Here is a 23,007-nt window from a genome sequence, read left to right on the forward strand (position 1 = left end):
AATCGTTTAAACCGAACGCACCCATGAAAAAACTATTCCTACTTATTGCATTTCTATTTTCCTTTCAACTACTAACAGCCCAAATTATTTATGAAACGTTTCAGAGTGAACGTTTGGGTGAATCGCGAAAGTTGAAGATTCAATTGCCTCGAAATTACGATACCAACGAAGAAAAGGTGTATCCTATCGTATTGGTATTGGATGCCGATTACCTTTTTGAACCCGTGGCCGGAAATGTAGATTACTTTAGTTATTGGGAAGACATGCCCGAAAGTATTGTCGTTGGAGTGATGCAGGGCGATAAACGATATGATGATGGCTATTATGACGATACCAACTTTATGCCCGCTGATTCAGGAGCCGCTTTTTTTGAATTCCTAGGCTTAGAGTTAATGCCGTATATCGACGAACAATATCGTACTGCTAAGTTTATCATTGCGGTCGGACACGATTATACCGCAAACTTTATCAATTACTACCTCTTTAAAGATCCTATCCTATTTAACGGTCTTATCGTTTTAAGTCCAGATTTGGCTCCTATGATGGAAAGTAGGATTCCGGAGCGCATCCCGGCCATAGAAAATAAATTGTTTTATTATCTTGCTACTGGAACTGATGATATACAAGGATTGCGGGAAAGCACAAATGTTTTGAACAATTCGCTAAAAGGTGTTGAAGCGAAAAACTTCAATTATTATTTCGACGATTTTCAGGATGCTACACACTATTCATTGGTGGGAAGAGGCATCCCAAATGCCCTGGAGAAAATCTTCGCTGTCTACCGTCCGATTAGTAAAAAGGAGTTCAGCGATAAGTTGATGAATAAAACTACGAATCCGCATACTTATTTAGTCGAAAAGTACCAGATTATTGAAGACCTCTTCGGATTAACAAATCCTATTCGTATTAACGATTATATTGCCACTGCTACAGCTGCAGAAAAGAAAGAGCAGTGGGAGGCGCTTTTAGAAATTTCAAAAATGGCGAAAAAGCAGTATCCCGATAAAAATATCGGCGATTACTATATGGGTCGCTACTATGAAGAAACCGGTGAGCCTAAAAAAGCGATGCGCGTTTTTCAAGGGGCTTTCGACAAAGAGGAAACCGATTTTATTACGGTTGATATGATGTTGGACAAAGCCGATAAAATAAAGGCCGACTTCGGATACTAAAGCTCGAGAATCAGTTTTTTATTCACCAAAGCCCAATTGGTAAGCATATTAGTGCCCTTTTCCAGGACTAGCTTGTCTATAATATTGCTGCGATGTTTTTCGACCGTACGTGAAGAGACACATAAGGTATCGGCAATATCGTTGGTAGATTTCTGTTGGGCCACTAGCTTTAAAATGGTCACTTCTGAAGGGGTTAATAAATTGAGTTTTTGTAATTCGTAGGAAGCATCTTCCAATGCTGCTTTGGCGAACGATTTGCTGAAGTATTGTCCATCGTTTAAAACCACTTCAAAACAACGCTCTATTTCCTCGAAAGCATCTTCCTTCAACAAATAACCATCTATTTGAAGCTTCTTTGCCTGAATGACATATTCGGTTTCCTTGTGAAAGGAAAGGATTATAAATTTCGTTTTCGTTCCTTTTTCCTTTGCTTGCTTAATGACCTCAAACCCTGAAAGCTTTGGCATATCGATATCCAATAAGGCAATGGTGGGCTTTTCGGTAAGAATGGCTTGCAAGGCCAATTCGCCATTATTAGCCTTAGCTACAACATTATAGCCATTACGAGTCATTTCATCGTACAAACCACTTAGGAGCATTGGATGGTCATCGGCAATAACTAAAGTAAGAGACGATTTATCTATCATGGCAGGGGGATGGTTAGTTTTACGGTTGTTCCTTTATTTGGCGCCGAATCGATCGCTAGTTTTGAATGGAGTATCTTAGCTCGCTCCATCAATGTTTTCATGCCTAAACTAGTGTTTAGGTTCATCTTTTCGGAATACAGAAAGCCCTTTCCATTATCTTTGATAGTAGCATGAATAGCCTTTCCCTCCCTTTCGATTACCACGGAGGCTGCTTTCGCTTCGGCATGCTTCACCATATTGCTCAATACTTCCTGCACTATTCTATACAAATGTAAGGCTTCTGTGGTCGGAATCGCATCATCAATATTATCAATCTCATTGGTAAAGAAAATTGGAGTATTCGCATCTACCTCATTCACCAAACTTTCAATCGCCTTCGTTACGCCCAAACGTTCCAATGCTGCTGGGTGTAATCCTCTAGAAATACTTCTAAGTTCTTCCAATGTTGTTCCAGCCAAGGTTTCCATATCGGGATCGCCGCTAGACTTCGTCCGCTTTGTTAACAACATCAATTTTTGACCAACGCTATCATGAAGTTCTCGGGCAACACGGGTTCGTTCCTCTTCTTGCGCCTTAATCAAATCTTGTGAGAAACGCTCCTGCATCATGCGCTTCTTTTCCGCACTTCGTCTGGAACGATATAACAGCACGCCTCCGAACGACAACAACAACCCGATTCCTCCAAAAACAATCCATTGGTTTTTTAAGCGATTTTCAGCATCCAACAATGCAATATCATCTTGTTGCGCCTCAATCGTAGCATCTCGCTTTTCCGTTTCATAAAGGGTTTGATAATACGATAGTCCTTTTATTTTTTGCGCATTTCCCAAGGAATCTTTGATTACTTCAAATTTCTTAAAATGATCGTATGCAGCCGATTTATTTCCCATCCTTTCGTACACATCGGCTAAAAACTTTTCGGCCTCTTGAACCTCTTCATAATGAGATCCTGAACGCTCTATTTCTAAGTGTTCTTTTCCGTAGCGTAAGGCCCGGCCATAATTTCCATTAGCAAATTCAAAGTTCTTGAGTGCTTCCACATAGGTTTCTCGATTTCTGCCTTCCAAATCTGAAACCTCGTTCTCCATTTTTTCCAAATAGCTTTCCGCCAAGGCTAGACTGTCTGCTTGTGCATAGGCTATTGCCATTGCAGAATAGAGCGGTGCTCTAAAAAACTGGTTACGACTTATTTTTCCGTTGGAAGCGATTGCCAATTTCAAATATTGAATTCGCTCTTTATCGTAACCTTGCTTTCTAGCATCGGTAGCAGCGTTATAATAAAGTGATATTAACTGCCCATTATTCCCCATCTTTTTGGCAAGCTCGATTGCCTCCGTTCGCTCCTTTTCAGCTTCTTCAAAAAAGGCATTTTGACTATAGAGAATTGCAAGGGAATTCTTCGCTCCAAGGATATTCGATGAATCCTTAGTCTCGGAAAATAATGCGGCTGCTTCCTGCAGAATTTTGGAAGCTTCCGCAAATTCGCCTGCAAAGCTTAACGAACCTCCTTTATACAATTTCGCTAATCCTTCAAAGCGCTTATCTTTTGCTTTAATCGCTTTCACTATGGCAGAGTCGTAGAAACGAATAGCCTCTTCATGTTCATCCAAAAAATAGTGACTGTCGGCTCCTTCAATATAGAATTTGGATGCTGCTTGATCAAAAGAATGGGTTTGCACCTTTGGTAAAAAATTTAGGAACAGCTCTTTCCCTTTCTCTGGAGCACCTTTTTCATTATTTTGTATAAAAATGAGGTTTGCGGTATGCCACGTAGCGATTCGTAAAGAGTCCACTTCTAGTGCGTAGGTTACCGTTTCCTTGAAAATACTGTCATTCTGAACACTGGTATAGGTAATCATGTACTCCGCGAGACTGTCCATCCAAACCAATTTTTTGTCCTTCTCGGAAGCTGCAATTTTCGCTTTCAATTGCTGGATATCTTCTTCTGTATTGCGCTCCTGCGCAAAAAGCGAAATAGGAAGTAGGCATAGCAAGAGGGCAAATCGTTTCATAAGTCGTCATTTCCTACGGTAAATATATTTATTTTAGCAGGTCTATGGCGAAAACGAAAACAACTTTTTTCTGTCAAAATTGTGGCAGTCAGTACGCTAAGTGGCAAGGAAAATGTACCTCTTGTGGCGAATGGAACACGATAGTGGAAGAAGTCGTTCAAAAGGCGGATAAAAAGGATTGGAAATCACCCTCCGCTTCAAAAAAACGAGCCGCGAAGCCACAAAAAGTCTCCGATATTTCTACCAGTCCACAAGCCAGAATGGACACTAAAAACAACGAGCTCAACCGCGTATTGGGAGGCGGATTAGTTCCTGGATCGCTTACACTCTTGGGAGGCGAACCCGGTATCGGAAAGAGTACCTTAATGCTTCAGGTGGCACTTCAATTGCCGTATAAAACCTTGTATGTTTCAGGTGAAGAAAGCGCGCAGCAAATCAAGATGCGGGCGGAACGCATTCAGCCGGTATCCGAAAACTGTTTCATCCTTACCGAAACCAAAACCCAAAATATCTTTCGCAATATTGAAGAAATCGAACCGGATATTGTGGTCATCGATTCTATTCAAACCCTTCACACCGATTATGTTGAAAGCAGTCCGGGAAGCATTTCACAGATTCGGGAATCGACTTCAGAATTAATCAAGTTTGCCAAAGAAACCGATACGCCCGTTATTCTCATTGGTCATATTACAAAAGAAGGAAGCATCGCCGGACCAAAAATCTTGGAACATATGGTCGATACCGTATTGCAATTTGAAGGCGATCGCAACCATATTTATCGCATACTTCGCTCTCATAAAAATCGCTTCGGAAGTACCAACGAACTCGGCATTTATGAAATGCAGGGTAGCGGACTTCGGGAGGTGGCAAATCCTTCCGAAATTTTGATTTCCAAGAATGAAGAAGACTTGAGCGGAACGGCTATTTCGGCAACTTTGGAAGGTATGCGCCCGCTGATGATCGAAATTCAAGCCTTGGTCAGCACCGCCGTTTATGGAACGCCCCAACGAAGTGCTACCGGTTATAACGTGAAACGCCTAAACATGCTCTTGGCGGTGTTGGAGAAGCGTGCCGGCTTTAAGCTTGGCGCTAAGGACGTATTTTTGAATGTGACGGGTGGTATTACAGTCGACGATCCCGCTATCGATTTGGCGGTGGTGGCAGCCGTACTCTCTTCGAACGTAGATATTGCTATCGATAAGCGGCTTTGCTTTGCTGCGGAAATCGGTTTGGCTGGTGAAGTTCGACCTGTAACTCGTGTAGACCAACGTATCTTGGAGGCAGAGAAATTAGGATTTGGCAGTATTGTTATTTCGAAGTACTGCAAACTTCCGAAACAGGAGTATACCATCAACATTATTCGCGTGGCGAAGGTGCACGATGTAGTACAGCATCTCTTCGGATAATTCGGCACAATTTCTGCACCTTTAACGTGCTATGAAAAAGATTCTTATAGGGACGTTGGCGTTTGTAATACTTACCGCCTGTTCCCAAATTCAAAAGGCGACGGATGTCATTACCAATCCCACCGCTCGTGAAGTGTATGCCCGGAACTTTTCCGAAGAAAACGTTCAATATCAACAATGGAAAACCGCCTTCGAAGCAGGGAAACGGGATAGTTTAGCAATTTCACTTCCGTATTTGGAAAGTGGTCAATACCAATATCCAAATCGAAACGCCCATAGTTACAATATCGACCTTCAAGAAGGAGAACAGCTTCAGGTGAAGGTAATGAAGGATGTGGATAGCGTGCATGTGTTTATCGATCTCTTCAAACTTTCGGAAGGTCAGCTTCAACAAAAACCACTAGCACAAGCAGAGGAAAATGAAACTCAATTAACCTTTGAAGCAAAAGAAACCGCAGCATATAAACTCATTATTCAACCCGAAATGGAGGCAAACACTCCTTTTCAAGTATCCGTTTTCACACAACCCACCTTCGGGTTTCCGGTAGCTGGGAAGGGAAATAAAGATATTCAAAGCTATTGGGGCGCTACACGTGATGGCGGAAGAAGAAGCCACGAAGGGGTCGATATTTTTGCACCACGCGGAACGCCAGTAGTTGCCGCAACCGACGGACGTGTAAGTAGTACAGGAAATCGAGGTCTTGGCGGAAATCAGGTATGGCTTCGCGAAGGCCTATTTGGAGGTTCCTTGTATTACGCTCACCTCGACAGCATCATTGCTATAAGAGGGCAAAGGGTTAAAAAAGGAGACACGCTCGGACTTGTTGGGAACAGTGGAAATGCTCGTACCACCGCACCACATTTACATTTTGGGATCTACAAAGGATATTCAGGTGCTATCAATCCGCTACCTTTTATTGAACAAAAAGACATCCCCAATCTAGGAGAACCATTTTCGTCAAAAGTAGCGGCGGTAACACGAAATAAAGCGGAGTTGCGCCTAGGGCCCTCCACATCTTTCACACAAATCGCTTCCCTTCAACAAAAAGATACCGTTGAAATATTGGGTAAAACAGGAAACTGGTTTCACATTCAACCTTCTGATTCACTCAAAGGCTTTATGCACCGTTCCCTACTGAAAGTGAGTCCTTAGAATTAACGTTTCGTTAAGCGAAGGACGCAAACAGAGCGTGTATCTTTAGGTATCAACTAAAATTGCCGCTATGTCTATTTTTTCAAAAATCAAGCAAACCATAAAATTGATGAAGGACGTCGATCTGGACGCCCTCGGTAAACTTTCACAGAAAGTCGATTTACCGGAAGTAATGACCGCAGTAGGCGAATTGGATGATCGACAGCTGAAAGGCTTGATGAAAATGTTGAAAAGCCAAGGCAAAAAAGGACAACATAAACTCCCTCCTATCGATGGCGATTTTTATGATCTAAGCTTAAAACTCACCGAACGACAGCGAAAGATACAGTTGGAGGTTCGACAGTTTATGGAAAAAGAGGTGAAGCCAATTGCCAATGAATATTGGAATCGTGCCGAATTCCCGTTTGAAATTATTCCGAAAATGGCTGAACTGGATATTTGCGGCATTGCGTATGACGGTATCGGACCAGAAGAACAAACCTTTTTGATGGAAGGAATCATTGCGATGGAGTTGGCGAGAATCGATGTGTCTATTTCCACCTTTTTCGGCGTGCATAGCGGATTGGCCATGGGCTCGATTTATGTTTGTGGTAGTGAAGAACAGAAGCAGGAATGGTTACCGGCCATGCAGAAGATGGAAAAAATTGGCGCCTTTGGACTAACAGAACCCGATGTAGGTTCTGGAGTGGCAGGTGGTTTAGGAACGACTTGTCGAAGAGAAGGTGATGAATGGGTATTAAACGGTCAGAAGAAATGGATCGGGAATGCCACCTTTGCTGATGTGGTAGTGATTTGGGCTACGGATGAAGATAGTGGTCGTGCCAAAGGATTTTTGGTTCGTAAAGGCACTGAAGGCTTCAAAGCCGAGAAGATGGAAAACAAAATGGCACTTCGAACGGTCCAAAATGCATTAATTACGATGAAGGACTGTCGGGTTCCTGAAAGCGACCGCCTTCAAAAATGTGAAAGCTTTAAAGACATAGCGAAAGTATTGAAAATGACACGCGCTGCTGTTGCTTGGCAGGCGGTTGGTTGTGCTAGAGGCGCCTATGAAAGTGCGTTGAAGTATACCAAAAAACGGGAACAGTTCGGTAGGCCGATTGCTTCCTTTCAATTAATCCAAAATCATTTGGTAGAGATGGTCAGTAACCTTACGGCCATGCAAACGCTGTGTTTCCGTCTTTCAGAATTACAGGATGAAGACTTATTGACCGATGAGCATGCTTCGTTAGCGAAGGTATTTTGTAGCCTACGAACGCGCGATGTAGTAAGCCGCGCCCGTGAGGTGATGGGTGGAAACGGTATTTTACTTGAACACGATGTTGCACGTTTTGTTGCAGACGCGGAAGCGATTTACAGTTATGAAGGTACCAAGGAAATCAACTCGTTGATTGTGGGTCGTGCTATAACAGGTTATAGTGCTTTTGTAAGCTAATCAAGGTGCCGGATTCGGTTGTTCTCGATGAATCGCCTCAATTTTTCGTAGGATTTCTGGTGAAAGCGTCACCATTGCACTGTTGATATTTTCCTCCAATTGTTGAAGATTGGTAGCACCGATGATGGTGGAAGAAACGAAGGGCTGCTGATTTACAAATGCCAATGCTAATTGAGTGAGTGAAAGATCATATTCTGAAGCAAGCTGATGATACGCTTTCGTAGCCTTCCGACTCGCGTCGCTGCTGTATCGTTGATAGCTTGGGAACAATGTTACTCTCGATTTTTCCGGCTTCGCGTTGTTTAGATATTTACCCGTCAATACTCCAAAAGCTAACGGTGAATACGCCAAATACCCGTAGTTTTCTTTTTCCAACACTTCGGTTAAGGCAATTTCATCACGACGATTTAGTAGGTTATACGCGTTTTGGATGGTCGCCATTTTTAGTCCGTCTTTTTTCGCTATTTCCGCATACTTCATCGCTCCCCATGGGGTTTCATTACTCAATCCCACATATCGAATTTTACCAGCCTTCACGAATTCCTGTAACGCATCCAACACTACTTCGAAATTCTCCTCCCACTCCGCATTTCTTCCGTAGGAATACTCTCGAATGCCAAACACATTCACATGGCGTTCGGGCCAATGCAATTGGTACAGATCCAAATAATCGGTTTGCAATCGTTTAAGGCTGTCATGTAGTGCTTTTTCGATGGAAGCTTTGCTAAAGTCGAGCGGATTTCGAATATGGCTCATCTTCCGATTGGGACCTGCAATTTTTGAAGCCAAAACGATATCCTTTCGTTTTCCCGTCTGTTTCAGCCAAGAGCCGATATAGGATTCGGTTCGGCCTTGCGTTTCAGGATTTGCAGGAATGGGATACATTTCGGCCGTATCGATAAAGTTTGCATCATTTTCAATCGCATAATTCAATTGCTCATGCGCTTCCACTTCGGAGTTCTGTTCACCCCAAGTCATTGTGCCAAGGCAAATTTCACTTACAGATAAATCGGTATTTGGCAAAAGGGAATGCTTCATCTACATCTCGTTCAAGAGTTTGGAAATCTCATCCAGTTTGGGTGTTAAAATCACTTCTATTCGACGGTTCTTTGCCCGACCTTCCGAAGTACTATTCGTCGCTACCGGAGCGTATTCTCCTCGTCCCGCCGCGGTAAGATTATCCTTCGGAATACCCGAATTTTGTGTTAGCAGCGTTACAATGGCGGTTGCACGTTTTGTTGAAAGATCCCAATTATCCTGTAGCGGACCATTGCCACCATACGGAACATTATCGGTATGGCCTTCAATTAGGACGGCAATTTCAGGGTTTTGCGCCAAAACACCCCCCAATTGCTGTACTGCTTCGCGACCGCGACTGTTTACCGACCAACTCCCGCTATCGAACAATAATTTGTTCTCCATAGAAACATATACTTTTCCATCGCGTTGTTCGACGGTAAGGCCATTGCCTTCAAAATTCGTAAGCGCTGCGGAAATGGCATCCTTCAAATTTCGCATCTTGGCATCTTTGGCAGCGATAATTCCTTCCAACTCGTCCACACGTTGGGAACGGGATGCTAATTCCTTTTGTAATTGTTCCAATCGAGCTGCTTCAGCATTTAACGCCTTTTCCTTTTCTTCCAACTGCTTCAGCAAATTGCGGTTACGTTCCAAGTTTTCGGTCAAGGCTGAAGAGCTATTCTCCTCTAATGCATCGTAAGAAGTTTTCAGTCGATCGTAATTACTTTCGCAGGCCGACAATTCCATCTCCAATCGACTTTTTTCACCTTTTAAGGTTTCAATTTCGTCTCGAAGATAATCGGCAGAATATGTTTTACCGCTACTATCGGCATTATCGAGTTGCGCCATCAAACTTTCGTTTTCAGCTTTTAGGGCATCGTACCGGTCTTGTAAATCTTCGTGAATCTTTGAGGATACACAAGAGGTAAAAAAAGCTACGCTTATAAGTAAGATGAAGGGTTTTTTCATGGCATAAGTTTTATAGGTCAAGTTCTACCAACAGCGGACAGTGGTCGCTGTGTTTGGCTTCTGGCAATATAACGGCTCGTTTCAGTTTTTCTTGTAGAGGTTCCGAAACCATATTGTAATCGATGCGCCACCCTTTGTTGTTATTTCGGGCATTGGCGCGGTAGCTCCACCATGTATACTGATGTGGATCTTTATTGAAATGGCGAAAACTATCGATAAAGCCACTATCGATAAATTGTCCCAACCATTCACGTTCGACTGGTAGAAAACCTGAAACGTTTTTATTGCGAACCGGATCATGGATATCGATGGGTTTGTGACATATATTATAATCGCCGCTGATGACTAGATTAGGAATGAACTTTTTCAACTCATTCACATATAGTTGAAAGTCGTCCATAAAGGTCAACTTATGGTCCAATCGCTGAATGTTGGTGCCACTTGGTAAATACAGGCTCATAATTGAAACACCCTCAAAATCGGCCCGCAGGTTTCGTCCCTCCGCATCCATATAATCGATACCGGTCCCGTATTCCACATGTTTGGGTTTCTTTTTTGAAAGAATTGCCACACCGCTGTAGCCCTTTTTCTGGGCACTAAACCAATAATGATAGGGATAGCCGGCTGCTTCAATGGCTTCGGTATCTACCTGTTCTTTCATCGCCTTTGTTTCCTGAAGGCAGATTACATCTGGGTTTGCCTGTTGTAACCATTCCAAAAATCCCTTTCGCATGGCGGCACGAATTCCGTTTACGTTATAGGAAAGTATTTTCAAACCAATTGAATTTTTTAGTTCTCGGCTAAAGTACGGAAGATTGTTTTTTCTGTCCACCCCCACTTTGAAAGGTTTTCAAGAATTAGTCCACAAAATAAATCGCATTGTTGTAAGTTGTATAGTTGATGAAAGTATGGCCCTTACTTTTTGCTTTGTGTATTGGAAGCATAGCCTTGGCACAGGAGATACCTTCGAACGAACGATCGATTCGTGTTCCTGTTTCCGATAGCATTGTATTGGATTCAGTTTCCCTGAATCCTGACCGCTTCCGAATTCTGGATCGACAGGGAAAGGTGATCGACACCTCCTTGTACCGTGTCGATTTTCAACGGGCGTTGCTATACTTTACAGAGGAAACAACAACGTCGGAAGATTCCATTACGGTAGAATACCTCCGATATCCCGACTTCTTGACACGCGATTATTTTGAGTTCGATCCTTCCCAAATTGTTGAGAACACGGGTGCAATCGAGCGATTATACGCTTTGGATGAACCTTCGGGCCAAGAGCCTATTATACCGTTCGATGGGTTAAATACCTCGGGGAGTATTTCTAGGGGGATCACGATCGGAAATAATCAGAATGTGGTAGTGAACTCGCAGTTGGATTTACAAATAACGGGGAAGTTAAGCGATAAGGTAGGAATTCGAGCCTCGATTCAGGATGCCAATATCCCGAATCAGGAGGGTGGTTATTCCCAAAATTTAGATGAATTTGACCAAATCTTTCTCGAACTGTTCGGTGACAATTGGAAGATACGTGCCGGGGATGTCGATTTACAGAATAATGACAGCTATTTTGCGCGGTTTACCAAAAAGGTGCAGGGAATTTCCCTAGGTGGCACTATGACGCATGAAAATGGCTCGCAGACCTCAGCATTTGCTTCGGGTGCCTTGGTTAGAGGTGTATTTCAGCGAAGTCAGTTTCAGGGCGAAGAAGGAAATCAAGGGCCGTATAAATTGGTCGGACCCAACGGTGAATTGTTTATTCTGATCGTTTCAGGAAGTGAACGGGTGTATGTAAACGGACTGTTATTAGAACGCGGGGAGAATAATGATTATGTCATCGATTACAATGCGGGTGAAATTCGCTTCAATCCTACCTATCCTATAACTTCCAATATGCGAATCGTGGTGGAATATCAATACACCGATAGGAATTATACGCGCTTTATCGGCTATGGCGGTGCCGAACATAGGTCGGAAAAGCTTCAAATTGGTACCTATGTCTATTCTGAAAGCGATGCAAAGAACCAACCACTTCAACAGAACCTCTCGGAAGAGCAGGTTGAAATTTTGAGTAATGCAGGTGATGACCAAGATGAAATGACGGCTCCATCGGCGGTACCTACGACCTTTTCAGAAAATAAAATTTTATACAGGAAGGAAATCTTGAATGGGGAAGAGATCTTTGTGTATTCGAACAATCCTGAAGATGAACTATTTACGGTTCGCTTCACTTTGGTTGGCGACAATCAAGGGGATTATATTATAAGTGAAACGGGTGCCATAAACCGAATTTTTGAATATGTGGCTCCGGTCGGTGGTGTTCCACAGGGAAATTACGCTCCGATTATTCCGTTGAATGCTCCTACGAAGCTACAGATTGCTGGTGTAAATGGTCGTTATACTCCCACCGAAAAAACGGACGTGGCTTTTGAAGTCGCCGGAAGCCGGAATGACCTGAATTTATTTTCGAATTTAGATGATGCCAATAATGATGGCTTTGCAGGCCGCTTGGCCGCAAAGCAACAACTCTTGAAAACGGCAGATACTTTAGTGGTGAATGCCTTCGCGACGGGGGATTTTATTCAACGTGATTTTAGGACAATCGAGCGCTTATACAATATTGAATTCAATCGGGACTGGAACCTTACGAACCCAATGGGCAATCAACAGTATATTACGGCAGGATTTGAAATAGCCGATCCCGATGTTGGCGGTGGGCGCTACGAGTTTCAACATTTGGGATATTCTGATAATTTTAGTGGCGTACGACATGTTATTTCTTCGGCTATTAAGATGAAAAAACTCACCAACACATTGCAGGCCAGTGTATTGAATAGCAAAAGCGATTCGCTGGACACTGAGTTTAGTCGATTATACAATGTGACGGCCTATTCTTTTGATAAGGCTTGGATTGGTGGAAAGCTTGGGTTAGAGGAGAATAAGGTATTAATCAAGGAAACAGAGCAATTAGATCCAATTAGCCAACGGCTTCAATCGTATGAAGTATTTGCAGGTATCGGCGACAGCACCGATGTGTATGTAACGGCAGGGTATCGACAGCAGATTAATGACAGTGTTCGAGAGGGTGCTTTGGAACGCGCCAACAGGGCGCGGACTATTTATGCACGTTCGAAGATCATTCAATCCAAGACCTCACAACTGTCGGTGTTTGCGAATTATCGGGAAGTGGAATATGCAAATCGGGTGGACAGTTTGGGAAATAACTTGCGGCAGACGGAAAAATCCTTGAATTCAAGAATTTTGTACAACCAATCGCTATTTCAAAATGCGATCCGATTTAATACTGCATTGGAATCTAGCAATGGAGTAGTACCCCAACAGGAATTCACCTATGTAGAAACCGAGCCTGGACAGGGTATTTATACATGGAACGATTACAACAATAACGGAATTCAGGAATTAGAGGAATTTGAAATCGCCCAATTTCAAGATCAGGCGGAGTATGTTCGGGTATTATTGCCGAACCAGATTTTTATCAAAACGCGACAGAATAAATTTAGTCAGATCTTAACCCTAAACCCTCAACAATGGTCGCAAAAAGAAGGCTTCTTAAAGCTATTGTCAAAATTTTATAATCAGACCTCTTATGTTATTGATCGTAGGGTTCGGCGAAATGACGATGGTTTCAATTTGAATCCGTTTAAGGATGGTGGAGACGATCAATTGGGGTTGACCTTGAATTTTAGAAATGCGTTGTTCTTCAACAGAGGGAAACAGCAGTATACGACTAGCTATACATTTGTTTCAACATCGAATGACAACTTATTATCGGTTGGGCTTCAGTCTTCAGAATTACAGAGTCATCAGTTGAAATTCAACCATAAAATATGGGAAAGTTGGTTGTTGAACTTCAACGGTGCCTTAGGCATTAATGAAAGCACCTCGCAGAACTTTCCAGGCAGAAATTTCAAATTGGATACGTATGAGTTTCAACCAAAAGTGTCGTATTTGTTGAATCCGCAAACAAGGTTTGACGCTTTTTATCAGTTTGGCAACAAGAATAACGCTTTGGGAGCGGAAGAATCCTTGGATCAACAAAAAGCCGGCCTGGCCTTTGCGTATGCGAATGCTGCGAAAATCTCAATTAATGGGGAATTCACCTTTATTCAAAATGAATTTTCAGGAAGTGCCTTTTCGCCAGTGGCCTATCAGATGTTGGAAGGTTTGCAGCCAGGTACAAATTTTACCTGGCAACTATTATTTCAAAAACGAATTACGAAGTATTTAGATGCCAACCTTTCCTATTTCGGAAGGAAGAGCGAAACCAGTAAGGCGGTTCATACAGGTAGTGTTCAGCTACGGGCATTCTTTTAAAATAAAAAAGCTCCCTAGAAAGGGAGCTTTTCAATTAGAAGATTCAAAAATATTATTGAACAATAATCTTCTCAACTTTTCCGAATTGGCTGTTTCCAACACGTACTAGGTACACGCCGCTGCTTACATACGACATATCTAAAGTATAGTTGAACGATCCGTTTTCTAGATCCTTACGATAGAAAACCAACTGTTGTCCCAATACATTATGAACGGTAACTTCTAGCTTGTCGATATCGCTTTGGGTCGTCAATGAAATATCAAAAATCTTTTGATCTGAACTTGAAATAATCAATTCACTGTCAGCCAAAGCATTTTCATTCACACCTAATTCTTCCACGATATTCACGCGATAATCTTCTGTTTCACCAAAAGTTGTCTCATCACAAGCATCTTCTGGCACTGCAGCGTTCCAGTTTGTTTTGGCACGCATTAAGTGTTCACCAAGAGTTGCTCCTGCAGGGATTACCGCATCGAATGTTTCGGTGTAGTTTCCACCGGCTTGACCGTTGGCAATTTCGTAATTATCTACAATCTTCTCATCGCTCGTAAATACGAAATCGTCGTTAAAGTCGATCCAAACCGTTACAAACTGGTCTCCATATTCGGTAGTTACAGTACATGGTACAGTAGTATCCTGTTGAAGGTCTGTAATCAGGTTTGTGAAGTCACCATAACCATCAGGCTCGCAATCTGAAGTGTTGCTGATAGTACCCAATTCAAATAAACGGATACCGTCACCTAGCGTACAGTCACTTTGAGGTTGACAGTTTGAATTCACTACAGTTTTGGTAGCCTCATCGTTTGTTTCATCAGAATCGCCTGCTAAATCTGTATATGCGGCGAAGTTATACGTTCCAAACGCCGATAAATCGGCTGTTTGGGTGAAGGTATAATCAACATCTGAGTTCCCTTCCAATGGACCTGCAACAGTTTCGGTAACTGGCGTTCCATCGTTAATGGTATAGCTTACATCGAAATCACTTTGAGGTTCACCTCCATAGTTATTGATGGTTACTGTAACCGTTTCAGAAGCCGTTAAGTTTTCACCTGAACTAGGAGAAAGGATACTGCTAACACCAATATCATTAGGTTCAAGGTAGGTAACCTCTTTGGTTGTGCTATCGTTTGTATTGTCTTCATCTGCTCCATAATCGGTTGATGAAGTAATAGAATACGTTTGACCTACTGTTGAAAGATCTGCTGTTGCTGTAAATGTATACGTAGCTGTTTCAGCAGAGTTAATGGTTCCTGTGAAGGTTTCAGTCACTACAGGACCACCGTCAACTTGATAAGTAACATCAAAGTTTGAAGCTGGATTCTGCCCATAGTTGAAAATGGTAATTTCTACTGTTTCAGCAGCACTTAGTGTACCTGTAACAGGTTGATCGATACTTACCACTCCAACATCATCGTTGAAATTTGGTGCAATTTGGAAAACTCCAACGACATCCTTACGACCACTGTTCATATATTCATTAATGAACCAGAATTCTTTGTCGTTTACTGGATCAAGGTCGATTTTGCTATAATCTCCGTAACGTAAACCTGGAATATTTGCATTACCTGAAGCAATAAGCTCTTCACCTACTGTCATGGTTCCTAGTGGATCGGCAGCATAGCGGCCTGTGTAATAAGAACTAACTCTAAAATCGGTTGGATTAGGCGTATCTGGACCAGCCATTCCTGAGTATCCCATACCGATATTTCCTTGAAGGTCCATCATCATACTTGCATGCCATGCATGTTTTCCATCAGGGGAAGTATAGGTTCCTTCCTGATAAATGCTCCATGGTTGTCCATCGCCAGCCTGACGAAGTTCTAACCAACGAACACCTGCGCGTTCTCCAGAAGTAGCATCTGTGTCTACAACAAAGTTGAAAACTGCAGAGTTATGGCTACCAAATTTTCTAAATTGTGCTTGGTTCATGATAGTTGCCTGTAGTGCATCAATCGGAATACCACCACCAGGCTGTGTCAAGTTTGAAAAGCTACCACCGTCGAAGACAGAAATAAATTCTGTCGTAACCAATTCTGTTGGACTAGAAACGGTAGAGTTTGATGGCGTATCCCAATCTACATCGATCGTCCATAGTTTCACATGATCTTCAGAAACACCACTCCATGCATCATCCTGTAGATAAACAATTGGAGCAGCTCCAGGAGCTGGGTGATTATCGTCTGTAATGTTTAGAGCTTGTGGGCTGTAAAATCCGTTTGTAGCAATTCCGGGTAGATCGAAAGTCAACACCTGAGCGGAAGGGTCTCCCGCTAGGAAAGCATCACGTTCCAACGCATACACTCGGTTGCTAGCGTTTGAAGTATTATCAGTAATATAATACCCATCGCTCCAAACAGATAGTTTTTGATAGTCATTGATAGTATTAATGGTATATGTATACCAACCATCATTTATTGGGTCTGGCCCATCGGAAACGGCCACTTGAGCACCACCTCCAAGGAAAGTGATAACCCATCGTTCCGCGAGGTTATCGTATGATACCGTCAAATCGCAACATCCTCCGCTAGGGAAAATTGCCGTTGGAGCGGTTTGAGGCACCAATTGGTTACCAGATTTATCATAAATTGTGAAACCAGTATTAAAAACTACAAATACATGGTCTGGTCCTACTGCCAATGAAGGGTCTGTAGGTTGTGAGTTTGACGCTGCAGCATCAAAAACAAGGGATGGTGATTTCGCTTGATACGCCTTTTCCAATTGATGTGGATTTGAGGCAAAGAAATCGTTTTCGGTTTGTTGATCTTTTCCAGGAACAACTACGTTTCTTGAGGAACGACCATCTTGCATTTCTGCTTTTTTGGTGGTTGCCGGAGGTAAATTCGTTCTGGAAGCAATTGATGGCACATGTTGGAAGTTGTCTACCGTCCCGATCTCTATGGGCTTATGCTGATCGGTTTCTTGAGCAGAAACTCCCAAAATCATGGCAAAGAGAAAAATAAAAGTAGAAAATCTAATTTTCATGAATGTTGGGTTTAAAATTAAAAGCCCTAAAAATAATGGATTGAAGAGCATTTAACAAGGCTTTTAGGAACTATTGACATTTATTAACTTATCGAAATTTAAACATGGAATACTAATGGTTGTCGAGCTCCAATGTAAGTGTTTGTCGAAGAATGATTTAAGTCATATAGATACTTGTTTTTATAAAATTACAAATAAATAGCCCGGCCAGATTGGCCGGGCTATTAACATCTAAACTATTTATCATTGTTATCTAACAATAATCTTTGAAGATTTTTGGAGCTCTCCTTCTCCTAATGAAACTAGATACGTTCCAGATGCCACATATGACATATCTAAATTGTAAGTATAACGGCCACCTTCATTAACAAGGTAATTAGAGGTTAGCAATTTACCATTAATATCATATACGGCTAAATGTAACTTGTCGTCATAAATAGTTCGTAATTGAATATCGAAATGCTTGTTATCGGCAGAAGAGATAATAAGTTCTGCGTTTTCAATTTGAAGATCTGCAATAGAGAGTTCTTCCTCATTTCGAACATTTTCTCCATAAATATCATTTTCTGAAAAAGCATCTGTACCCAAAGATGTACGGGTTTCTATTCTATAGGTTTGAAGCCCTGATAAATCTGCGGTTTCAGAGAATGTATATGTATCAACAGCACCCGGTGCCAATGAACCAGTATAGGTTTCTTCCACCAATGCTCCGCCATCTATAGAATAGCTTACCGGAATATTGCTCTGTGTAGCCGTACCGTAATTTTGGATTTCGACTGTGATTTCCTCAGCATCCGTTAGTTCACCTGTATTGGGTGTTAAATTTATAATTGCTACATCATTCGCTTCTGGAACAGCATGTTCGAATACGCCCACTACGTCACGACGTGTAGGATCGAAGTATTCTGCAATATGCCAAAACGTTTGGTCGTTAGTAGGATCTATACTCAAATGTACATAATCGGCCACTCGAGTCGTTGGGCTATTTCCACCCTGAGCAATTAGTTCTTCAGCAATAGTCATATCCCCAAGTGGATCATCAGCCAATCGCCCCGTATAACGAATAGAAAGACTTTCGGTACTGCTTAGACTACTATATCCAATCCCGATATTTCCGAAGATGTCCATTGCCATACTTCCTGAAAAAGCATGTCTTCCATCAGGAGCGGTATAGGTACCTTCTTGATGGATTGTCCATGGTTCTCCCTGCTCGGTCTGACGAAGTTCGTACCAACGAATTCCCGCTAATTCTCCACCAGTAGGATCGGTGTCAACTACAAAGTTCAATAATGCTGAATTATAACCATCAAACATTCTAAACTGTGCTTGATTCATTACCGTCGCTTGAAGTGCATCGATATCAGGTCCTGCAGGCTGATCTAAATTCGCGAAAGATCCGAAATCGAACACACTAATGAAATCGGTTGTCGGAATAATCTGTGCTGGGTTTGAAATTGTGGAATTACTCGGCGTATCCCAATCGACATTAATGGTCCAAATCTTTAAATGATCCTCGGAAACTCCGCCCCAAGCGTCATCCTGAAGATACACAAGTGGAAAGTTTCCTATTTCTGGCTCAGAACCTCCTGTTGCATTGAAGCCGTGTGGGCTATAGAATCCGTTAGTAGCAATTCCTGGAAGCGGGAATGCTAAAAATTGTGCCGGCTCACCTTTTGCCATTTTTTCGCGTTCGACAGCGAATACACGGTTCGAGGAGCCGATATTAGCTGTTACGTAGTACGCATCTGACCAAAGTGCAAATTTTGTATAATCTGGAAAAGCGCCTGTTCCAAAACCAGTGGTGTATACATACCATCCATCATTTACAGGATCTGGCCCTTGACAAACCGCGACGTTAAATCCGTTTGGATTGTTGTCGAATTCTGTGATTACAAAACGTCCTCTTGGTTCTCCTGGTTCATTTTCGATATAGGGGTCGAAGAAAATAATTGGGTCTCCGATAGCATTTCCTGGAAAAATGGTAGCAAGCGACGCTTCACCAGTTAATGGCGTTCCTGTTTTATCAAAAATTCGGAAAGCAGAATTCCAGCCGCCGATAAAATGATTCGGCCCTGCTGCTCCTGTCGGATCTGAAGGGGTTGCTTGAGAAATATCTGCTTCGAATGTTAATATTGGTGCTTTCCCAGTTCTGAAGGGAGGGTCTGTCTGAAGCGCACCATCGATACCACTAGAGCCTTTCCCTGGGACGATAGTATTACCTATTTTTCGTTTTGGCTTACCTTCCATCGGAGTATTATCTGCTTCAATAAAAGTGCCGTTTCGCATTTGTTCAGCAATACTAGGAACCACGTGCGGTGGTGCCATCAGCCCAGCATCTGTCGGACCTAAATTACTCGCATCTTGAGCAAAAGCAAAAGATCCTGCCATCATAAGAATGGCTGTGATTACGTAATTAATTTTCATTAGAAATAGTTTAGTTAATTTTTATTAAAGAGGGATAAAAATAAAACTTTAAAGTTCTCTTAACAATTATTAAGAGCTAAATTTCAGGAATTAACAAAATAGAAACGCCCACAGGATTAATAGGGTAATAGCCTGAGATAGAAAAAAAGCGGACCACTAGGGTCCGCTCTAAATTTATGAATGGAAAACAAATTGTTATTTTACCACAATTTTAGCTGATTGATACGTTTTACTTGCTTCATCTCCTATTTTAATTAGGTAAACTCCAGATGAAACATACGACATATCTAAATCGTAAACATAGCGATCTCCATCTTTCGATAGATTATTAAAGGCTAATGTTTGACCTAACATATTATAAACAGCTATAGACGCTGTACCATCGAAAGATGTTACTAACGAAATTTCAAACTGATTGTTTGGCAGTGAGGTAACAATTAATTCTCCTTCGGAAATCGTTGGATCCGGAGTAGATAGCACTCCCTCAATTACCACGGTATAATCCTGAACTTCTCCAAAAGCAAAATCGCTACAAGGATTGTTAATGTCGCCATCGGCAGAAGTATCAATCGCCTTCGCTCTCAAAACGTGAGAACCTAAAGCAGCCCCCACCGGAATTGTAAGAGTGAAATCCTCTAAAACACCTGCCTCCTGGAAGAATTCACCAGCAATAAGTTGTTCAGAAGCATCAAAAGTACCATTATCATCGAAGTCGATCCAAACAGAAAGCGCTTCAACGCCAGGTCCACCAGACCAATTCTGCTGTGCCTGTAAAGTATAGACATTCGAACCGCTTTCGTTGCTCAATTGTGTTGACAGATCTGTTCTATCAGAATATCCTTGAGGACTTCCCGCAGGCTCTGTATTACAACCACTTCCTCCGTCATCTGCATCAATAGTATTGAGGACAAACTTCTTTATACCATCAACATTACATCCTTGAGTAGCAGTAGGGATACAATAAATTAAACCATTCGTAACATCTTTGGTAGTTGCATCGTTGGTCGGATTAGAATCGCCAGGAAGATTGGTACGTGCCTCTATTGTATATGTCTGCCCGGCTGTAGATAAATCTGCAGTGGTAGAGAAAAGGTATGGTACCATTTCACCCGCGGCGATCGTTCCGCTATAAGTTTCCACAACAGGTGTCCCTGCATCAATTGTATATTGAACTTCGGGATCTGTAACATCATTACTACCAAAATTTCGTATCATAATGCTAACATCTTCTGCAGCAGTTAATGGCCCATCTACTGGTGTAGTAATTTCAGTAACCCCTATATCATCTGGTTGCGGCGGTGTAAGTGAAAAATTGGCCACCACATCACGACGTGTTGGATCAAATACCTCAGCGACGTGCCAGAATGAATCATCTACAGGGTCTACTGTTAAATGAGTATAATCTGCCAGTCGGTTAGACGGATTGTTACCTGTACTCTGGAAAATAAGTTCCTCAGAAACCGTCATAACGTTAAGCGGATCGCTAGCGAAACGTCCCGTATAATAAATGGCAACACGCTCAGTACTCGTTACCGTTGTATAGCCCATACCAATATCTCCATTGCTGTTCATGGCCATACTACCAGAAAATGCATTTTTATTGTTAACCGGTGAAACATAGGTTCCTTCTTGATGAATAGTCCAAGGTTGTCCATCTGCTGTTTGACGCAGCTCATACCACCGAATACCAGCTAACTCACCACCACCTGTATCCGTATCGATTACAAAGTTGAACACGGCGGAGTTATAAGTGCCAAAACGACGATATTGTGCTTGGTTCATAATAGTCGCCTGCAAGGCATCTTGATCGGGTCCAGCGGGTTGGGGTAAATTACTAAAGCTTCCACCATCGAATACCCCTATAAAATCTTCGGTAGTAATTTCCTGAGCCGCTGAAATCGTAGAATTCGCAATATTACTCCAATCTACTTCAGCGTTCCATATCTTAAGATGGTCATCACTTACTCCAGCCCAAGCATCATCTTGCATATAAACGATTGGTACAGGTGTGCCAGCAGGTGCTAACTGATCGTCTGTGGTATGAAAAGCCTGTGGGCTATAAAAACCAAATGTTGAGATTCCTGGTAATGGGAAGCCTACAAACTGCGCAGGGTCTCCGTTCAACATTTCATTTCGCTCCACGGCAAATACACGGTCACCATTCGCTCCATTATTTACATTGGCCGTAACCATATAAACATCTCCAAATACAGAAAATTTTGTGTAATCTGGAAATGCCCCAGTTCCGAAGCCAGTGGTATAGACATGCCATCCATCATTAACGGGGTCTGATCCTTGACAAACCGCAACGTTAAATCCGTTCGGATTATTATCGAATTCTGTGACTACGAAACGATCTGCTTCTGCATCATAAAAAACAATTGGGTCACCAATTGCATTTCCTGGAAACAGCGTTGCAAGAGAGGCTGCTGGCGTTAGCGGATTTCCATTTTTGTCGAATATTCGAAATGCGGTATTCCATGCCGCAACGTAATGGTTTGGGCCTGCCGCTCCCGTCGGATCTGAAGGGGTAGCCGTATTAGTCGTCGATAAAAAAGTTAGTGTTGGCGGCTGAACACGCTGCAATTCAGTTGCTTGCTGCTCCTGAAGTTTTTCGTCAATTTGACCTTCCTTTGGGAATCCTTTACCCGGCACCACTCTATTCCCGTGGCGGCCTTTAGGATGACCCATCTTATCGCTTGAGTCTTCCGCAAGCTTAAGGGTTCCATTTTGAATTTGTTCTGCAATACTAGGTACATAAACTGGACCCTCTAAGGTTCCACTTGATGTCGGTCCAAATTTATCTTGAGCCGAAAGTGATAAAGCGCCTAGAAAAAGCAGTGTTACTAAGTAATACTTCAACTTCATAGTAATTGATTTAAGTTAATTTCTTAAGGGAAACATAAAAATACAAGCAATTACTAAGAAAACAATGCGATATTTAAAGATTTTTATCACAACAAACCATTGACACCCAATATTTTTAAAAAGATTTGAACCCTAAAACAACCTCTCTTGACTTTCGCTGTTTTTGTTAAAATTCAGTAAATAAACAACACTTAAATGGCATATAATTTGTAATTTCAATCTTGAAAAACCATATCTTATGTTAGCAAAAGTTATATACCTATGCAGTTTCTTATTAATATTTGCCTGCAATAGCACTAAAAACATGAATGATTCTGAAACTTCCAGCGAGTCCGATTCAGTACAAATGACGGAAGACGGATATAGCAAAGCAACCATCATGGCAAACCGCTCCTCTGAGGGCTGTCCCTATATCATGGAAGTTGAAGGTTTATCCTATAAAATAGACCCTATCAATCTCGATGCTTCCTATAAGAAAGATGCAATGAAGGTATGGATAAAATTTACTGGCCTACGAATGGCAAATCGCTGTGAGGATGCCAATCCTGTAAGAATCGATGAAATCCAAACACGTTAAGCG

Annotated in this window: 14 protein-coding genes; 6 read left to right on the top strand and 8 right to left on the bottom strand. The window is 42.1% G+C overall.

All coding sequences use genetic code 11. The annotated features are described in order from the left end of the window. Nucleotides 1–23 precede the first annotated feature (23 nt). Nucleotides 24–1,172, top strand: a complete 1,149-nt coding sequence (locus I4Q58_RS05235; protein ID WP_203294542.1) for an alpha/beta hydrolase — start codon at nucleotides 24–26, stop codon at nucleotides 1,170–1,172. Here the strand turns inward: I4Q58_RS05235 and I4Q58_RS05240 are convergent. Then, complete coding sequence (locus tag I4Q58_RS05240; protein WP_203294544.1) at nucleotides 1,169–1,819, bottom strand: response regulator transcription factor; 651 nt, start codon at nucleotides 1,817–1,819, stop codon at nucleotides 1,169–1,171. The genes I4Q58_RS05235 and I4Q58_RS05240 overlap by 4 nt on opposite strands. Further along, complete coding sequence (locus I4Q58_RS05245) at nucleotides 1,816–3,831, bottom strand: tetratricopeptide repeat-containing sensor histidine kinase (RefSeq protein WP_203294546.1); 2,016 nt, start codon at nucleotides 3,829–3,831, stop codon at nucleotides 1,816–1,818. Before I4Q58_RS05245 ends, I4Q58_RS05240 begins: the two co-directional genes overlap by 4 nt. Before the next feature lie 44 nt (nucleotides 3,832–3,875). On the opposite strand from I4Q58_RS05245, the gene radA reads away from it, so the two are divergent. The 3 genes from radA (at nucleotide 3,876) to I4Q58_RS05260 (ending at nucleotide 7,825) form a co-directional block, all read left to right on the top strand. Beyond that, a complete protein-coding gene (radA, locus tag I4Q58_RS05250) occupies nucleotides 3,876–5,237 on the top strand; it encodes a DNA repair protein RadA (RefSeq protein WP_203294548.1) in 1,362 nt (453 codons plus the stop codon). A 31-nt stretch (nucleotides 5,238–5,268) separates the two neighbouring features. Beyond that, nucleotides 5,269–6,390 (top strand): M23 family metallopeptidase, encoded by a 1,122-nt coding sequence (locus tag I4Q58_RS05255; RefSeq protein ID WP_203294550.1) that lies wholly within the window; start codon nucleotides 5,269–5,271, stop codon nucleotides 6,388–6,390. Nucleotides 6,391–6,460: 70 nt separating this feature from the next. Next, on the top strand, nucleotides 6,461–7,825 hold the full coding sequence (locus tag I4Q58_RS05260) for an acyl-CoA dehydrogenase family protein (protein ID WP_203294552.1): 1,365 nt from the start codon (nucleotides 6,461–6,463) through the stop codon (nucleotides 7,823–7,825). On the opposite strand, the gene I4Q58_RS05265 is transcribed toward I4Q58_RS05260, so the two are convergent. The 3 genes from I4Q58_RS05265 to I4Q58_RS05275 are packed head-to-tail and all read right to left on the bottom strand — an operon-like array spanning nucleotide 7,826 to nucleotide 10,589. After that, nucleotides 7,826–8,863 (bottom strand): NADP(H)-dependent aldo-keto reductase, encoded by a 1,038-nt coding sequence (locus I4Q58_RS05265; RefSeq protein WP_203294554.1) that lies wholly within the window; start codon nucleotides 8,861–8,863, stop codon nucleotides 7,826–7,828. Next, nucleotides 8,864–9,814 (bottom strand): OmpA family protein, encoded by a 951-nt coding sequence (locus tag I4Q58_RS05270; RefSeq protein WP_203294556.1) that lies wholly within the window; start codon nucleotides 9,812–9,814, stop codon nucleotides 8,864–8,866. A 10-nt stretch (nucleotides 9,815–9,824) separates the two neighbouring features. Next, nucleotides 9,825–10,589, bottom strand: a complete 765-nt coding sequence (locus I4Q58_RS05275) for an exodeoxyribonuclease III (RefSeq protein WP_203294558.1) — start codon at nucleotides 10,587–10,589, stop codon at nucleotides 9,825–9,827. Between the two features lie 125 nt (nucleotides 10,590–10,714). Between I4Q58_RS05275 and I4Q58_RS05280 the strand changes: the two genes are divergently transcribed. Then, nucleotides 10,715–14,152, top strand: coding sequence for a hypothetical protein (locus I4Q58_RS05280; protein WP_203294560.1), 3,438 nt, complete (start codon nucleotides 10,715–10,717; stop codon nucleotides 14,150–14,152). A 52-nt stretch (nucleotides 14,153–14,204) separates the two neighbouring features. Here the strand turns inward: I4Q58_RS05280 and I4Q58_RS05285 are convergent, their stop codons facing one another. From I4Q58_RS05285 to I4Q58_RS05295, 3 genes are all read right to left on the bottom strand, one after another. Further along, complete coding sequence (locus I4Q58_RS05285; protein WP_203294562.1) at nucleotides 14,205–17,135, bottom strand: GEVED domain-containing protein; 2,931 nt, start codon at nucleotides 17,133–17,135, stop codon at nucleotides 14,205–14,207. A 249-nt stretch (nucleotides 17,136–17,384) separates the two neighbouring features. Beyond that, nucleotides 17,385–19,559, bottom strand: coding sequence for a T9SS type A sorting domain-containing protein (locus I4Q58_RS05290; protein WP_203294564.1), 2,175 nt, complete (start codon nucleotides 19,557–19,559; stop codon nucleotides 17,385–17,387). Nucleotides 19,560–19,754: 195 nt separating this feature from the next. Further along, on the bottom strand, nucleotides 19,755–22,427 hold the full coding sequence (locus tag I4Q58_RS05295; protein ID WP_203294566.1) for a GEVED domain-containing protein: 2,673 nt from the start codon (nucleotides 22,425–22,427) through the stop codon (nucleotides 19,755–19,757). 304 nt (nucleotides 22,428–22,731) lie between these two features. Between I4Q58_RS05295 and I4Q58_RS05300 the strand changes: the two genes are divergently transcribed. Then, on the top strand, nucleotides 22,732–23,004 hold the full coding sequence (locus I4Q58_RS05300) for a hypothetical protein (protein WP_203294568.1): 273 nt from the start codon (nucleotides 22,732–22,734) through the stop codon (nucleotides 23,002–23,004). The last annotated feature ends 3 nt before the right edge of the window (nucleotides 23,005–23,007 follow it).

The sequence above is a fragment of the Luteirhabdus pelagi genome (genome assembly GCF_016827595.1).
Taxonomy (GTDB): domain Bacteria; phylum Bacteroidota; class Bacteroidia; order Flavobacteriales; family Flavobacteriaceae; genus Luteirhabdus; species Luteirhabdus pelagi.

Bases quoted from the DNA above. Each gene is read 5' to 3' on its own strand.
- radA (WP_203294548.1), top strand. From the start codon at position 3,876: ATGGCGAAAACGAAAACAACTTTTTTCTGTCAAAATTGTGGCAGTCAG.
- I4Q58_RS05270 (WP_203294556.1), bottom strand. From the start codon at position 9,814: ATGAAAAAACCCTTCATCTTACTTATAAGCGTAGCTTTTTTTACCTCT.
- I4Q58_RS05280 (WP_203294560.1), top strand. From the start codon at position 10,715: ATGAAAGTATGGCCCTTACTTTTTGCTTTGTGTATTGGAAGCATAGCC.
- I4Q58_RS05300 (WP_203294568.1), top strand. From the start codon at position 22,732: ATGAATGATTCTGAAACTTCCAGCGAGTCCGATTCAGTACAAATGACG.
- I4Q58_RS05295 (WP_203294566.1), bottom strand. From the start codon at position 22,427: ATGAAGTTGAAGTATTACTTAGTAACACTGCTTTTTCTAGGCGCTTTA.
- I4Q58_RS05290 (WP_203294564.1), bottom strand. From the start codon at position 19,559: ATGAAAATTAATTACGTAATCACAGCCATTCTTATGATGGCAGGATCT.
- I4Q58_RS05285 (WP_203294562.1), bottom strand. From the start codon at position 17,135: ATGAAAATTAGATTTTCTACTTTTATTTTTCTCTTTGCCATGATTTTG.
- I4Q58_RS05255 (WP_203294550.1), top strand. From the start codon at position 5,269: ATGAAAAAGATTCTTATAGGGACGTTGGCGTTTGTAATACTTACCGCC.
- I4Q58_RS05235 (WP_203294542.1), top strand. From the start codon at position 24: ATGAAAAAACTATTCCTACTTATTGCATTTCTATTTTCCTTTCAACTA.
- I4Q58_RS05260 (WP_203294552.1), top strand. From the start codon at position 6,461: ATGTCTATTTTTTCAAAAATCAAGCAAACCATAAAATTGATGAAGGAC.
- I4Q58_RS05265 (WP_203294554.1), bottom strand. From the start codon at position 8,863: ATGAAGCATTCCCTTTTGCCAAATACCGATTTATCTGTAAGTGAAATT.
- I4Q58_RS05245 (WP_203294546.1), bottom strand. From the start codon at position 3,831: ATGAAACGATTTGCCCTCTTGCTATGCCTACTTCCTATTTCGCTTTTT.
- I4Q58_RS05240 (WP_203294544.1), bottom strand. From the start codon at position 1,819: ATGATAGATAAATCGTCTCTTACTTTAGTTATTGCCGATGACCATCCA.